Here is a 14082-nt window from a genome sequence, read left to right as displayed (position 1 = left end):
CATGGGGGCGTGACGCCAGGCCGAGGACCTCTTCCCTGGCCACCCCTGGCGAAACGAGGAGGAACAGGTGAACTACGTGCCCGGTGACCTGCGTGATCAGCTCGCGCACGTGGGTTACGACGTGGTCCAGGCCGGACTTGTCTGCGGCTCCGGCGGCAATCTGTCCGCCCGGATTCCCGACGAGGACGCCATCTGGGTGACCGCGAGTGGCGCCTGGCTCGACCGGCTGAGCCGGGCCAGTTTCGCGCCGGTTCGCGTCACGGACGGCGAGCTCGCGACGATCGGCGCCCTGCCGCCGCCGCGCATCGAGCCGACCAGCGAGCTGGCGTTGCATCTCGCGCTCTACCGTGCCCGCCCGGACGTCAACGCCGTGGTGCACCTGCACCCGCAGACGGCGCTGCTGCTGGACGCGTTGGGTGAGCACATCCGGATCGTCACCACCGACCACGCGTTCTACCTGCGGCGTGTGTCGACAGTGCCGTTCCGGCTGCCGGGCACTACCGAGCTCGCCGCGCTGACCGCGGCCATGGCCGCGGACGGGACCGACTGCCTGGTGTTGAGCCAGCACGGTTGCGTGGTGATGGGCGACTCGGTGGAACTGGCGCACAAGCGCGCCCGCAACCTCGAGGAGGCGGCCGCGCTGACGTACCAGGCGCTGGTCGCCGGCCGGTTGGAGAACCTCCGGGACTGCCCGGAGGAGTTCCTGGACCGGATTTCCGGGCCTGCCGCGGTCACCACCGTCTGAGCGGACCCGCAGACGCTGCCAGCCGGCCGTCCCTGAGGCCGGCTGGATCGCGTCGCCCGAGCCCGGCCACCGGCCCACTGGATCGGGTCCCCTGGAGATCGGCCGCCAGCCGGCTGGATCGCCTCCCCCGAGAACGGCGCCCGGCCGGTTGCGCCGCGTCCTCCCGAGCGCGGACCGCGGCGGCTCGCTGGAGTCACCTGAGCCCGGCCCCTGGCCGGGCTCTTTTCGTTTCCGAGATCGCGCGAAAGAGGGAAAAGAAGGTCCGGAAGCCGGAAGACCCAGAATCCGGGGCACCGCCCGGCAGGGCAGGCCAAGCCGGGAGGACCCGGCCGTGAGTCGGCCCGCGGGCACGGATCGAGCTCGGGCGGCGCCGCGTGCCGAGCTCTCGGCGAGCAGACGGCCCGGAGAAGGGCAACGGCGAGGCGTCCGGATCGCGCCGGGGCGGGAACACGTCGGCCGGCCCTGGAGGCTCCAGAGCCGGCCGAGTGGTGGACTGCGAATCAGGCGCGGTGCGAACGCGGCCGCCGGTTCCGGTCGTTCTCGTCGTCATCGTGGTGGGCCGCCGCCTCGGCGAGGCCGGCGATGCTGGCGGCGGCGACCACGCCGACCGCCGCGGCCGGCTGCGGGCCGGAGTGCGTGCCGTTCTTCTTCGCCTTCCGCTCCCGCAGCATCTCGATGAAGATCGGCAGCGCCGAGAGCAGCACGATGATCACCACGACGGGCAGGATGTAGTGGTCGATCTTGTCGCCGATGGCGTCGTAGATCTGCTTGGCGAGCGCGTACCCGATCAGGAGCACGCCGTCGGTCCAGAGGATGCCACCGATCACGTTCCACAGGAAGAACTGGCGGGCCGGCATGCCCAACGTCCCGGCCACCGGGTTCAGGAACGTCCGGACGATCGGGATGAAGCGGGCCAGCACCACCGCCTTGGCCGGGCCGAACTTCTGGAAGTAGTACTCCGCCTTGGCCACGTGCTCCCGCTTGAACAGCTTGGAGTCGGGGCGCTCGAACATCTTCCGCCCGTACCGGGCGCCGAGCCAGTGACCGAACTGGGCGCCGGCGATCGCACAGACCGGGGCGCCGATCAGCAGGCCGGTCAGCGACATCCGGGTGCCGTCGCCGAAGATCGCGTCGGCCACCGGGGACGCGGCGATGCCAGCCAGGAACAGCAGCGAGTCACCTGGGAAGAAGAAGCCGACCAGCAGGCCGGTCTCCGCGAAGAGGATGGCCCACACCCCGTACAGCCCGAAGGTGTGCAGCAGGTCCTTCGGGTCCATCGGGTTCAGGGCGAGCTGCTCGGTGAGCGCACGGATGTCCACGGGTAGCAGGGTACCGGCCCGGCGGCGGGCCCAACCTGTACGACAGCTGTGGATACCCGGTGCGCACGGACGAGGGACCGGGCGCCGGCCGGTGCTCGGCCGGCGCCCGGTGAGGTGCTCAGAGACGCGGGTCGACCGGCTCCGACTCGGCCGCCAGGATCGCGAAGACCAGCTCGTGCACCCGCCACGCCGGCGCGCCCTCGGCCAGCCTGTCCAGCGCCGCCAGGCCCAGCCCGTGCTCGCGCAGGGCCAGGTTGCGCTTGCGGCCCAGGTTGCGCCGGCGCAGCTGGTCCAGCAGCTCGGGGCGGGTGTACTCCGGGCCGTAGATGATCCGCAGATACTCCCGGCCGCGGCACTTCACGCCCGGCTGCACCAACCGGCCCCTGCCGTCCACCGCGGCGAGGCCGGAGTACGGCTTCACCACCATGCCCTCGCCACCGGTCCCGGTCAGCGTCAGCCACCACTCGGTGGCCTCCGCCTCGGCAGCCGGGTCGGCCAGGTCGACCACCATCCGCCGGGTCGGCGTGAACAGGTCCGGGTCGGTGGCGACGAGCCGGTCGGCGATCCCCAGGTGCCAGCCGTGATCCTTACGGGCGAACGAGACCCCGGCGCCGGCCAGCACCGCGAACGGCGCGAGCGTGACGCCCCGCAGACCTTCGGTCGGTTTCACGTACGACCGGTAGGCCGCCGAGTAACAGTCGATCTCCGAGGAGCGCAGCTCGATCCGGTCCCGCAGGGCGGCGACGTCCAGCCCGCGTGCCGCCGACCGGTGCAGCACGTCCAGCACGGCCGGCAGCGCGGTCCGGCCGGCCGCCCCCACGCCGGCGTAGTGGTCCCGGATCAGGCTGCCCGCCTTCGCCGACCAGGGCAGCAGCTCGGCGTCGAGCAGCAGCCACTCGGTTTCCAGCTCGGCCAGGATCGGCCCGATCGCGGTCCGCACCCGGGCCAGCAGCGGCTGGTCCAGCTCCGGCCCGAAGAACGGCCTCCCGGTCCGGGTCCAGATCGCGTCGCCGGCGCCGGACGCCGAGATCCGCACCACGGCCCGGGAGCCCATGTGCTTCTCCTCGCAGACCACCCGGTCGACTCCGGCCTCGCGCAGGTCGGCGAAGGCCGACGACGGGTGCTCCAGGAACCCCTCGACTGTCGAGCTGGAGCACGGCGCCATCGTCGGCGGCAGCCACACCAGGGTCTCCGGGTCGACCGCGAACCGACCCATCACCTCCAGGGCGGCCGCGGCGTTCTCGGCGGGGACGGTGGTCCGCCCGTACCCGTAATCGAGGTGTTTGCGGCCGGTGACATCAGCGATGTCGAGCCCGCGGTCGGGCTCGGCCCCGGCCGTGAGGAGCGGCCGGACGGGCGCGTAGTACTCCTTCGCGGCGGGGGTGTCGACCAGCTCGCGCTCGGGCCAGCGGAGCGCGGTCAGCGCGCCGCCGAAGACGCAGCCGGTGTCCAGGCAGATGGTGTTGTTGATCCACTCCGGGCGCGGGGTGGGGACGTGGCCGTAGACGACGGTGGCGGAACCGCGGTATTCCTGCGCCCACGGGTAGCGCACGGGCAGGCCGTACTCGTCGGTCTCGCCGGTCGTCTCGCCGTACAGCGCGAAGCTGCGCACCCGGCCGGACGCCCGCCCCTGGTACGCCTCCTTCAGCCCGGCGTGCGCGACCACCAGCTTGCCGTCGTCCAGCACGTAATGGCTGACCAGTCCCTCGATGAAGGTCCGCACCCGCTGGACGAACTCCTCCGGTTCGGCGGCGAGCTGCTCCAGCGTCTCCGGCAGGCCGTGGGTGAGCTGGACGTTGCGCCCGTTCAGCTTGCGGGCCAGCTTCTGCTCGTGGTTGCCCGGCACGCAGATCGCGTGGCCGGCCGCCACCATGCCCATCACCAGCCGCAGCACGCCCGGCGAGTCCGGCCCGCGGTCGACCAGGTCACCGACGAAGACGGCGGTGCGGCCGGTCGGGTGCACGGCGTCGACCGGGCGGCCCGCGTCGTCGCGGACCAGCTCCCAGCCCAGCTTGCCGAGCAGCGTCTCCAGCTCGGCGCGGCAGCCGTGCACGTCGCCGACGATGTCGAACGGCCCGTGCTCGTCGCGCCGGTCGTTGAACAGCTTCTCGTAGCGGATCCCGGCGGCGGCGATCTCCTCGGGGCCGCGCAGCACGTGCACCTTGCGGAACCCCTCGCGGGCCAGCTGGCCCAGCGAACGCCGCAGGTCACGCTGCATCCGGGTGAGGACCCGGCGATCGAACGTGCGGTCCGGCCGGGCCTGTGTGCGCTCCCAGGCCAGCGACTCGGGCACGTCCAGGACGATCGCCACCGGCAGCACGTCGAACTCCCGGGCCAGCTTGATCAGCGCGGCCCGCCCGTGCGGCTGCAGGTTTGTCGCGTCCACCACGGTGAGCCGGCCGGCGGCCAGCCGCTTGCCGGCGACGTAGTGCAGCGCGTCGAAGGCTTCGGCGGAGGCGGACTGGTCGTTCTCGTCGTCGGCGACCAGGCCGCGGAAGAAGTCCGAGGAGAGCACCTGGGTGGGCGCGAAGTGGGTGCGCGCGAACGTCGACTTGCCGGATCCGGAGATGCCGACGAGCGCGACCAGGCTGAGCTCCGGAATGTCGATCATGCGGTCACCTCCGTCCTGGTGAAGAGGGCGAGCTGGGTGGGCGCGCCGGTGGTCTCGTCCGGATCACCGACGCCGCGGATGGTCACCGCGTAGTCGTAGCGCTCGGCGACGCGGTGTGCCCAGGCGGCGAACTCGGCGCGGGTCCACTCGAAGCGGTGGTCCGAGTGCCGCATCCCGGTGAGCCCGGGGTAGTGCACGTTGTATTCCGCGTTCGGCGTGGTCACGACGACCGCGCCGGGCCGGGCGCCGCCGAACACGCTGGCCTCCAGGGCGGGGAGCCGGGGCAGGTCGACGTGCTCGATCACCTCCATCAGCACTGCCGCGTCGTAGCCGCCGAGGCGGGCGTCGTGGTAGGTGAGCGCGGTCTGGATCAGCTTGATCCGGTCCCGCTGGCGCTGCGGCATCCGCTCCAGCCGCAGCCGGCGGGCCGCCTGCTCGAGCACCCGGGCGGAGACATCGGCGCCGACGATCTCGGTGAACCGGGACTCCTTGAGCAGGGCGCCGAGCAGCGCGCCCGGCCCGCAGCCCAGGTCGAGCACCCGGGTCGCGCCGACCTCGGCCAGCGCGGCGATCACCGCGTCCCGGCGCTGCCCGGCGAGCGGCGCCTTGCGCGCCACCGGCAGCTCCGACTCCTCCTCGGTGACCGGCTGATCCGCGTCGAGCAGCTCCAGCGCGGTGGTGGCCAGCGACTTGCGGTGCGCGAGGTAGCGGCGGGCGATCAGCACCTTCTCCGGGTGGCCGGCGAGCCAGCCGGCGCCGGACCGGAGCAGTTTCTCGATCTCGTCCGGGGCGACCCAGTAGTGCTTGCCGTCGTCGAGGACGGGGAGCAGCACGTAGAGATGGTTCAGCGCGTCGGCGAGCCGGTGCGTGCCGGCCAGCCGGAGGTCGACGTACCGGCTGTCGCCGCCGATCTGCGGCTCCAGCGGGATCGCGGTGGCGGTCACCGTCCACCCGAGCGGGGCGAACAGGCGCGTGACCAGCTCGGCTCCGCCGCGAAGCACGGGCACCCGGATCTCCAGCGGGATCGCCTCGGCGGCCAGCTCGGGTCGCTCCTTGCAGGCGCCGCGCAGGGCGCTGCGGAAGACCTTGGCGAGGGCGCTGGCCAGCAGACTGGAGGCGGCGTACGGCCGATCGTTCACATACTGACTCAGCTCGAAGGCGTCGGCGCGGGCGCGCAGCCGTCGCGGATCGACGTCGAGCAGCAGCGCGGCGGTGCACCGGTCGTCGGTGGCCTCCGGGTACATGACGAAGGCGGTGCCGGTGGGCATGTCGAACTGGTGGACCCGGTCAGGATGTTTGACCAGCAGGTATCCCAGATCGGTCGCGGGGCGGTGGGTCGTCGTCACGGTCAGCAGCACGCCGTCGATGGTGACAGCGCCGGCGGTCCGGTGCGATCGAAATAGCGCGCCCTGTGGACGACCCGGGAGCCGGGCGGCGCACGAGTGGGTGGTCCGGGCCCGGGGGCCCGGACCGGGATGTCAGCGGTAGTCGTCGTCGAACTCGACGACGCGGTTCTGTTCCTCGGCGTCCCACTCGCTGGCCTCGGCGAAGGCGGGAGTCATGGGCCCGTTGCCGGCCGCCGGTCCGGTCCGGTCCGGGACCTCGTCGAGATCCTCCTCCGGCCAGGCCGGAACCGCGTTCGTCGCCTGTTCGGCGGCGTCCACCTCGGGTGTCTCCAGGTCCGCTTCGTCCATCAGACGGGTCATCCTCGGCTCCCTTCTCGTGTCGCCGGTTGCTGTCCCATGGTGCGCGCTTGCCCATCCGGACGCGGCACAAACCGGCACCGGTCCACCGGTCGGGGGCCTCGGCTCCTGATCACCGAGCGTGTCCGCCGGCCGCCACCGCGGAGAGTGACGTCCACCAGGGCGATATGGTGGAGACGGACGGACATGACCCCGCGCCGGGGAGGTTCGGGGCGCGAGTTTCGGGGTGATTTCCGCTACGCACCGCAACTGCGGAATACTGCCTGCTGGAGGACAGCGCGGTCCTGCCCTCTGCCCGTTCGAAAGAGCAAGGAGCGCACGATGCCTATCGCTTCCCCCGAGGTCTACGCCGAAATGATCGATCGCGCCAAGGCCGGCGCGTTCGCCTACCCGGCGATCAACGTGACGTCCTCGCAGACCCTCAACGCGGCCCTGCAGGGCTTCGCGGAGGCCGGCAGCGACGGCATCGTCCAGATCTCCACCGGCGGCGCCGAGTACGCCTCCGGCCCGACGGTCAAGAACATGATCACGGGCGCGGTCGCGCTGGCCGAGTACGCCACCGAGGTCGCCAAGAACTACCCGGTCAACATCGCGCTGCACACCGACCACTGCCCGAAGGACAAGCTGGACAAGTACGTCCGGCCGCTGCTCGCGATCTCCAAGGAGCGCGTCGCCAAGGGCCTCGCCCCGCTGTTCCAGTCGCACATGTGGGACGGCTCGGCCGTGCCGCTGGACGAGAACCTGCAGATCGCCGAGGAGCTGCTGGCCGAAGCCGCGGCCGCCAAGATCATCCTGGAGATCGAGGTCGGCGTCGTCGGCGGCGAGGAGGACGGCGTCTCCGCCGCGATCGACGACAAGCTGTACTCGACCGTCGAGGACGGCCTGGCCACCGTCGCCAAGCTGGGCCTGGGCGAGAAGGGCCGCTACCTGACCGCCCTGACCTTCGGCAACGTGCACGGCGTCTACAAGCCCGGCAACGTCAAGCTGCGCCCGGAGATCCTCAAGGAGATCCAGGACGCGATCGGGGCGAAGTACGGCAAGGAGAAGCCGCTCGACCTGGTCTTCCACGGTGGTTCGGGTTCGCTGCTCTCGGAGATCCACGGCGCCCTGGACTACGGCGTGGTGAAGATGAACATCGACACCGACACGCAGTACGCGTTCACCCGCCCGGTCGTCGACCACGTCATGAAGAACTACGACGGCGTGCTGAAGATCGACGGCGAGGTCGGCAACAAGAAGGCGTACGACCCGCGCGCGTGGGGCAAGCTGGCCGAGAACGGTCTGGCCAAGCGCGTCGTCGAGGCCTGCGAGCACCTGCGCTCGACCGGCACCACGCTCGCCAAGTGAGCCGGGGAACCACTCTGCCGAAGTAAGCCGATCGGCCGCGGCCGGCCCCCGATGGCGGGGACCGGCCGTTGTCGTCTTGCGTGGCCGCACAGCCACCTGGGTACGATCGTGCGGTCTTGATCAAGGGACGGTGATCGTGCTCGCTATCGAGGGCTGGAAACCCGAGTGGCATCACGATGCCGAGGCCCTCGCCGCCACCCACCGGCACATGTTCGTACGACTCGTCGGGCGCAGACTGCGATCGAGCTGGCTGCTCTGGGACGTGGCCGAGCGCGGGTGGTTCGCCGACGGCCCGGTGATCCTCGACTTCGGACTGACCCGTGTGGAGATCAGTCATCGCAAGTTCGACGAGTGCGCGGTCACCTGGGAGCAGATCGACATGTCCGTGCCGATCGACATGTACGAGCACTTCGACTGGCGCCCCGACCCGCACGCCGCGTTGCGGAACGCCCGCGGGCGGCCGCTGCGCGCGGTCAACATCATCGAGCGGACCACCCGGGCCGACTGGCGGCCGCGGATGCTGCACGCGATCGAGTTCCTGTTCGACGGCGCCCGGCTCGCGGTCTACAACGCGATGGACGAGAACGGGCTCACCGACGTACCGGAAGCGGACCTTCCGGTGGCGCACTGGCGACGCATCCACATCGCCTGAGGGAGCCGGGCTCGTGCCCGAGAGAACCGGGCCCGTGCCGGAGGAAGGCCGGGCACGGCGCCGCCGGGGCACGTCAGTAGCCGCCGCCACCGCTGTCGCCGCCGAAGGACGAGCCGCCACTGTCGCCGCCCCACGAGCCGCCACTGTCGTGGTGTCCGGAATGGTAGTGCCCCGAGTCGGAATGCCCGGAGTGGTGGCCGTGATGCCCATGGCCGCTGTGGCCGCGGTCGTGGCCGCCCGACGAGTCCGGGGAGGAGTCCGAGGCGCCGGTGTCCGCCGTGGGGTAGGCGGCGCCCGTACGGTAGTAGGCCGTCCCGGCGGGGTCCTCGCCGTACCGCCGGCGAGGACCCGGGCCGCGACGTCGCCCGGTCAGTACCGCAAGAACAATGATCAGCAGGAACGCTGCGAAGACCAGCAACACGAATGCCATGTCGGCAGTGTGCGCCCCGCTGCCAATAGCCGGTGACCAGGCGATTATCGACAGAGAGCGGCCATCGCCTCGTCGAGGGAGTCGGTGACCACGATCAATCCGGACTGGTCGCCGTGCGGCGAGCGGGCCAGCAGCGTGCCCAGCAGCTCCACCACCGGGAGTCCGGCCCAGTGCTGGACGCCGAGGAAGACGAACGACCCGGACGGCCCGTCGGTCCGGTAGAACGTCTTCGTGGCGGCCTGGAAGACCTCCTGCACCGTGCCGGCCCACCCGGGCGCGAAGACGATCCCGCCCCGGGACAGGCGCAGGATGGAGTCCTCCCGGACGGCGTTCGAGAAGTACTTCCCGATCTGCCCGGCGAACAGGTTGGCCGGCTCGTGGCCGTACAACCAGGTGGGCAGCGCCAGGCCGCCGAAGCGCAGCCGGTCGGCGAGGTCCACCGCCGGCAACGGATAGGTGGCGCGCACGCCCAGCGCCGCGGCCGTGTAGGGCTCGTGGTCCAGGAAGTGCGGGGCCGGCGCCAGCATGTCGATCGCCGCGGCCAGCTCCGGCTCGGTCCGGGCGGCGAAGTAGGCCCCGAGGTTGGCCGCCTCCATCACGCCCGGCCCGCCGCCGGTCACGATCAGCCGGCCGCTCGTGGCCAGCCGCCGGGCCAGCGTCGCGGCCATCCGGTACGCCTCGGAGCCGCGCGGCTCGGCGTGCCCGCCCATGATCCCTACCGCGCCCGCGGCGCCGTGCGCCGCCGCCCAGGCGGCCAGCGCCTTGCCCAGCGCGTTGTCGATCCCGGCGTCGTGCAGCCGCTGCGCGATCGCCTCGCGGACGTCCGGCACCGCCCCGCCGCGCTCCACGAAGTGCCGGTAGACGACCGTGTCGTACATCGCCTCGAAGCCACCCTCGCCGAACCCGGCGGCCAGGTCCTCCGGGGTGTAGAGCAGGGCGGGATGAGTCGGGTACGGCAGCGTGCGGAACGGCGGGACCACGTGTGCGCCCCGCCGGATCAGGTCGATCTCCACCTCGGGGGAGACGAACCGGCACCCGACGAACAGGGTGTCGCGCACGTCGACAGAGGACAGGTCGGGCGGGTGGCGGTCCAGCCGGAGACCGAGAACGATCAGGCCGGCCAGGGTGTTCCTGAGGAGGTGGGTGTCGAGCTCCTCGCGAGACTCGATCTCGAACGCGGTCGCGTCGAACGGCACGTCGCCGCCGAGGACCGGTTGCAGGGGATCCGGCATCCGTACATGGTGCTCCGGCGATGCGATCGGCCGGCAGGCGGCCCGCCCGTCGTGGTCCGGGGACCGCCGGACCCACGGTTGCGCGTGCCCCCTCGCACTCACGCGACACCCCGGGCCACCCCCTAGAGTTGCACCATGCGTGCTGCGTCGGGATCGATGTTCGGGTTGGCCTATGGCGACGCGCTGGGCAAACCCACCGAGTTCATGGACTACCCGGCGATCGTGTCCCGCTACGGGCCGGGCGGCCCGAGGGAGCTGACCGGCGAGCCGGCCCTGGTGACCGACGACACCCAGATGGCGCTGGCGGTCGGCGAGGCGCTGCTCGAGGTCCGCGACCCGACCGCCGAGCGGCTCGAACCGGTGCTCCGGCGGCGGTTCCTGGCCTGGGCGTACAGTCCGGAGAACGACCGCGCGCCGGGGTTGACCTGCCTGCGGGCGATCGGCGCGCTGGCCGGGGGCGGTCCGTGGATCCACGCGACCCAGGCCGGTTCCAAGGGCTGCGGCGCGAACATGCGGGTCACCCCGGTCGGTCTGGTCCCCGGGCTGAGCGACGACCAGCGGGCCGGCGTGGCACAGTTCCAGGCCGCCCTGACCCACGGGCATCCGACAGGTCTGGCGGCGAGCGAGCTGACCGCGTACGCCGTCCATTGGCTCCGCGACGGCCTGGCGCCGGCGGACCTCCTCGCCGCCCTCCGGAACCGCTGCGACGAGCAGCGCAAGATCTATCGGGGGGACTGGCTCGGCGAGCTGTGGCGGCGCCAGCCGATGACCGACTCGCCGGAGGCGTTCATCGCGCGGGGCTGGGACGAGTGCGCGGGCGCGCTGGACAAGGTCGCCGCCGGGCTCGCCGCGGGTCGTTTCGCCGGTGACCCGTGCCTGGTCACCGGCGCCGGCTGGATCGCCGAGGAGGCGCTGGCCACCGCGCTCTACTGCTACCTGATCTCACCCGGGGAGCCGGTCGCGGCGCTGGGCCGGGCCGCCGCCTCGTCCGGCGACTCGGACTCGATCGCCTGCCTGGCCGGGGCGTTCGCCGGCGCCGCGCTCGGCCTGGCGGCCTGGCCGGCGGGATGGCAGACCCAGATCGAGTACGCGGACCGCCTCCTGAGGCTGGGCACCGCCTGGGACTGAGCCCGGCGGAGCCGGTGGAAGGAGCCGGCCGTGCCGGGCATCGAGCGGCGTGGAGCCGCCCGTGCCGCGGATTGAGGCACGTGGAGCCGGCCGCGCCGGATGGTTGAGCGGCGTGGAGCCGGCCGCGCCGGAGGCTGGGCTTGGGCTGTGAGCGGAAGAGGCCGCCGTACGAATGAGGAGGGCTGAAACAAAACGGTCGGGGCAACAGGTTGAATGAGGTCATGCAGAACCTCCTACCCGAGCCGCCCGCCACCCGGCTGCCGGCCGACGCCGAAGCCGACCAGGCCCTCGCCGCCGCCGCGATCGCCGGCACCGACGAGGCGTTCAAGACGGTCGCGGCCAAGTATCCGGCGTACAGCGCGGTGTGGGCCCCGCTGGCCACGAACGCCCTGGCCGCCGGCGAGCCGGTGACCGCTTACGCCTATGCCCGTACGGGCTACCACCGCGGCCTCGACGCGCTGCGCCGCAACGGCTGGAAGGGCCACGGCCCGGTGCCCTGGTCGCACGAGCCGAACCAGGGCTTCCTCCGCTGCCTGCACGCGCTGTCGCAGGCCGCCGCGACGATCGGGGAGGCCGACGAGGCCGCCCGCTGTGCCCAGTTCCTGCGGGACAGCGACCCGGCCGCAGCCGACGCCCTCTCCTGAGCCACGGACCGGCCGGGGTCAGGCGTAGACCGCCCAGGCCCCGGCCTCGGTCCACCAGGACCGCTTGCGGCTGGTCGATCCGGCCACTCCGTCGTCGAGGAACTGCAGCTCGCCCTCACGCGGCAGGACGGACACCGCGCGCCCCCGGGCCCGGCGCACCTCGACCCGTACCCGCGTGCCCCTGAACCGCTGCTTGACCACCACCGGGACGGCGACAGCGACCTCGACCCGGCCGTCCTCCGGATTTCCCTCGGCCAGCAACCGCAGGCCGTCGAACTCGGCGTAACCACCGCCGTTGCCGATCACGCAGGCCAGGATCGGCTCCTCGCCCGCGGTCAGCACGCTGTCGTCCACCTCGACCCGGCCCCGCCACGGCACCGCCGCGCCCCGGTCGTCAGCGCCGCCGAGCAGCGCGCCGTCCAGGGTCACCGAGCCGCCGTCGTTGCGCAGCAGGTCCAGTCGTCGCGGCGAGCCGGCGAGCACCGCCTTCGCCACCTCGGCCGGGGTGCGCGGCAGGCCCAGCTGCGCCGCGAGATCGGCGCGGTTGTCCGGGTCGAGCGGCAGGATGGCCAGCGGCGGCAGGTCCGGCACGGTCCGGTCGGCGGCCAGGTCGCCGGGGCGCCTGCTGGGCGCCGGAGCCCAGCGGCGGACCATCCGGCGCAGCACGGCACGCAGCTGCGCGTCGGTGGCGGAGGCCACCACCAGGCGCCGGTCGGCCGAGGACGAGGGCCAGGTCAGGCCGTCCGGGCGGGCCGGGCCGTCGAACCGGGCCAGCACCGCGTCGATCTCGGCATCCGAGCCGGCCTGCACGGTCTCCACCCGCGCGCCGGCCTCGCGGAGCACGTCCGCGCAGGCCAGCACCGGGGTCCGCGGAGTGGCGCAGGCCGCGCCGCACCCACCGCAGCCGGAGCCGCACGAGTCGCCAGACCCCTCGGCAAGACCGAGAATGACCACGTCCACGGGGGTCATCCCGCGCTCAGCACCGAGTGCCGCTCGATGACCGCCTCACGGCCGGGGCCGACGCCGACGATCGAGATCCGCGCGCCGATCCGGGCCTCGACGAACTCGACGAAGTCCTGCGCCTCGGGCGGCAGGTCGTCGAACTTGCGGCAGCCGGAAATGTCCTGCTTCCAGCCGGGCAGAGTCTCGTAGATCGGCTTGGCGTGGTGGAAATCGGTCTGGTTGATCGGCATCTCGTCGTGGCGGACGCCGTTCACCTCGTAGGCCACGCAGACCGGGATCTCGTCGAGCCCGTCGTAGTTGTCCAGCTTGGTGAGCGCGAAGTCGGTGACGCCGTTGATGCGCTGCGCGTACCGGCCGATCACCAGGTCCAGCCAGCCGATGCGGCGCGGGCGGCCGGTGGTCGTCCCGTACTCGTGGCCGACCTCGCGCAGGTAGTCGCCCCACTTGTCGTGCAGCTCGGTGGGGAACGGGCCCTCGCCGACCCGGCTGGTGAACGCCTTGAGCACAGCGACGACCCGGTCGATCCGGGTGGGCGGGATGCCGGAGCCGGTGCAGGCGCCGCCGGACGTCGCGTTCGAACTGGTCACGAACGGGTAGGTGCCGTGATCGACGTCCAGCAGGGTGGCCTGGCCGGCCTCGCAGAGCACTACCTTCTCCTGGTCGATGGCCTGGGCCAGCTCCAGGGCGGTGTCCGCGACGTAGGGCCGGAGGCGGTCGACGTAGGACAGCAGCTCCTGGACGACCTCCTCGACCTTGACCGCGCTGCGGTTGTAGATCTTCGACAGCACCTGGTTCTTGAAGGCCAGGGCGGCGGTCACCTTCTGCCGCAGGATCGACTCGTCGAAGAGGTCCTGCACACGGATGCCGACGCGGTTCATCTTGTCCGCATAGGTCGGCCCGATGCCGCGGCCGGTGGTGCCGATCCGGCGGGCGCCCAGGAAACGCTCGCTGACCTTGTCGAGCGACCTGTTGTACGACGCGATGACGTGCGCGTTCGCGCTGATCCGCAGCCGGGACGTGTCGATGCCGCGGGCCTGGAGGCCGTCGATCTCCTGGAACAGCACGTTCAGGTCGACGACGACGCCGTTGCCGATCACCGGTATCACGTTCGGGGAGAGGATCCCGCTCGGGAGCAGGTGGAGCGCGTACTTCTCGCCGTCGATGACGACGGTGTGGCCCGCGTTGTTGCCACCGTTGAACTTGACCACGTAGTCGAGCCGGTCACCCAGCAGGTCCGTGGCTTTGCCCTTGCCCTCGTCGCCCCACTGGGCGCCGACCAACACGATCACCGGCACTGGAGTGTTGCCT

13 protein-coding genes are annotated in these 14082 nt (G+C 72.1%); 5 read left to right on the top strand and 8 right to left on the bottom strand.

Annotation, left to right across the window (positions count from 1 at the left end; genetic code table 11):
- Positions 1 to 67 precede the first annotated feature (67 nt).
- Positions 68 to 745, top strand: coding sequence for a class II aldolase/adducin family protein (locus Asi03nite_RS27785; protein ID WP_203683425.1), 678 nt, complete (start codon positions 68 to 70; stop codon positions 743 to 745).
- Positions 746 to 1245: 500 nt separating this feature from the next.
- On the opposite strand, the gene Asi03nite_RS27780 is transcribed toward Asi03nite_RS27785, so the two are convergent.
- The 4 genes from Asi03nite_RS27780 to Asi03nite_RS27765 form a co-directional block, all read right to left on the bottom strand.
- A complete protein-coding gene (locus Asi03nite_RS27780) occupies positions 1246 to 2064 on the bottom strand; it encodes a DedA family protein (protein WP_239102973.1) in 819 nt (272 codons plus the stop codon).
- Positions 2065 to 2182: 118 nt separating this feature from the next.
- Entirely contained in the window at positions 2183 to 4675 is a 2493-nt protein-coding gene (locus Asi03nite_RS27775) for a polynucleotide kinase-phosphatase (protein ID WP_203683424.1), read from the bottom strand.
- Positions 4672 to 6033: a 3' terminal RNA ribose 2'-O-methyltransferase Hen1 gene (locus Asi03nite_RS27770; protein ID WP_203683423.1), complete on the bottom strand. Its 1362-nt coding sequence runs from the start codon at positions 6031 to 6033 to the stop codon at positions 4672 to 4674. Before Asi03nite_RS27770 ends, Asi03nite_RS27775 begins: the two co-directional genes overlap by 4 nt.
- A 120-nt stretch (positions 6034 to 6153) precedes the next feature.
- Positions 6154 to 6381 (bottom strand): hypothetical protein, encoded by a 228-nt coding sequence (locus Asi03nite_RS27765; RefSeq protein ID WP_203683422.1) that lies wholly within the window; start codon positions 6379 to 6381, stop codon positions 6154 to 6156.
- Positions 6382 to 6699: 318 nt separating this feature from the next.
- Between Asi03nite_RS27765 and fbaA the strand changes: the two genes are divergently transcribed.
- Positions 6700 to 7725 carry a class II fructose-bisphosphate aldolase gene (gene fbaA, locus Asi03nite_RS27760; RefSeq protein ID WP_203683421.1) on the top strand — a complete coding sequence of 342 codons (1026 nt, stop codon included), beginning with the start codon at positions 6700 to 6702 and terminating at the stop codon, positions 7723 to 7725.
- A gap of 130 nt (positions 7726 to 7855) precedes the next feature.
- On the top strand, positions 7856 to 8377 hold the full coding sequence (locus Asi03nite_RS27755) for a hypothetical protein (protein WP_239102972.1): 522 nt from the start codon (positions 7856 to 7858) through the stop codon (positions 8375 to 8377).
- Between the two features lie 73 nt (positions 8378 to 8450).
- On the opposite strand, the gene Asi03nite_RS27750 is transcribed toward Asi03nite_RS27755, so the two are convergent.
- Together Asi03nite_RS27750 and Asi03nite_RS27745 are read right to left on the bottom strand one after the other, a co-directional pair.
- Positions 8451 to 8807, bottom strand: a complete 357-nt coding sequence (locus Asi03nite_RS27750) for a hypothetical protein (RefSeq protein WP_203683420.1) — start codon at positions 8805 to 8807, stop codon at positions 8451 to 8453.
- A 44-nt stretch (positions 8808 to 8851) separates the two neighbouring features.
- Positions 8852 to 10039, bottom strand: coding sequence for an LOG family protein (locus tag Asi03nite_RS27745; protein WP_203683419.1), 1188 nt, complete (start codon positions 10037 to 10039; stop codon positions 8852 to 8854).
- A 135-nt stretch (positions 10040 to 10174) separates the two neighbouring features.
- Between Asi03nite_RS27745 and Asi03nite_RS27740 the strand changes: the two genes are divergently transcribed.
- Both Asi03nite_RS27740 and Asi03nite_RS27735 read left to right on the top strand, forming a co-directional pair.
- The gene (locus tag Asi03nite_RS27740; RefSeq protein ID WP_203683418.1) at positions 10175 to 11167 is read left to right on the top strand and encodes an ADP-ribosylglycohydrolase family protein; all 993 of its coding nucleotides are present in this window, start codon (positions 10175 to 10177) and stop codon (positions 11165 to 11167) included.
- Between the two features lie 221 nt (positions 11168 to 11388).
- Positions 11389 to 11811, top strand: a complete 423-nt coding sequence (locus Asi03nite_RS27735) for a DUF3151 domain-containing protein (protein WP_203683417.1) — start codon at positions 11389 to 11391, stop codon at positions 11809 to 11811.
- A gap of 18 nt (positions 11812 to 11829) precedes the next feature.
- On the opposite strand, the gene Asi03nite_RS27730 is transcribed toward Asi03nite_RS27735, so the two are convergent.
- Both Asi03nite_RS27730 and Asi03nite_RS27725 read right to left on the bottom strand, forming a co-directional pair.
- A complete protein-coding gene (locus tag Asi03nite_RS27730) occupies positions 11830 to 12780 on the bottom strand; it encodes a diacylglycerol kinase family protein (RefSeq protein ID WP_203683416.1) in 951 nt (316 codons plus the stop codon).
- A complete protein-coding gene (locus tag Asi03nite_RS27725) occupies positions 12777 to 14069 on the bottom strand; it encodes an adenylosuccinate synthase (protein ID WP_203683415.1) in 1293 nt (430 codons plus the stop codon). Before Asi03nite_RS27725 ends, Asi03nite_RS27730 begins: the two co-directional genes overlap by 4 nt.
- Positions 14070 to 14082: the final 13 nt, after the last annotated feature.

Origin of the sequence: Actinoplanes siamensis, from assembly GCF_016862395.1 — a bacterium.
In the GTDB taxonomy this organism is placed as follows: domain Bacteria; phylum Actinomycetota; class Actinomycetes; order Mycobacteriales; family Micromonosporaceae; genus Actinoplanes; species Actinoplanes siamensis.
This window is presented reverse-complemented; position numbering and strand designations above follow the sequence as displayed.

Excerpts from the sequence above, each read along its gene's own strand:
- Asi03nite_RS27745 (WP_203683419.1), bottom strand. The coding sequence starts at position 10,039 with ATGCCGGATCCCCTGCAACCGGTCCTCGGCGGCGACGTGCCGTTCGAC.
- Asi03nite_RS27775 (WP_203683424.1), bottom strand. The coding sequence starts at position 4,675 with ATGATCGACATTCCGGAGCTCAGCCTGGTCGCGCTCGTCGGCATCTCC.
- Asi03nite_RS27735 (WP_203683417.1), top strand. The coding sequence starts at position 11,389 with ATGCAGAACCTCCTACCCGAGCCGCCCGCCACCCGGCTGCCGGCCGAC.
- Asi03nite_RS27730 (WP_203683416.1), bottom strand. The coding sequence starts at position 12,780 with ATGACCCCCGTGGACGTGGTCATTCTCGGTCTTGCCGAGGGGTCTGGC.
- Asi03nite_RS27740 (WP_203683418.1), top strand. The coding sequence starts at position 10,175 with ATGCGTGCTGCGTCGGGATCGATGTTCGGGTTGGCCTATGGCGACGCG.
- Asi03nite_RS27750 (WP_203683420.1), bottom strand. The coding sequence starts at position 8,807 with ATGGCATTCGTGTTGCTGGTCTTCGCAGCGTTCCTGCTGATCATTGTT.
- Asi03nite_RS27765 (WP_203683422.1), bottom strand. The coding sequence starts at position 6,381 with ATGACCCGTCTGATGGACGAAGCGGACCTGGAGACACCCGAGGTGGAC.
- fbaA (WP_203683421.1), top strand. The coding sequence starts at position 6,700 with ATGCCTATCGCTTCCCCCGAGGTCTACGCCGAAATGATCGATCGCGCC.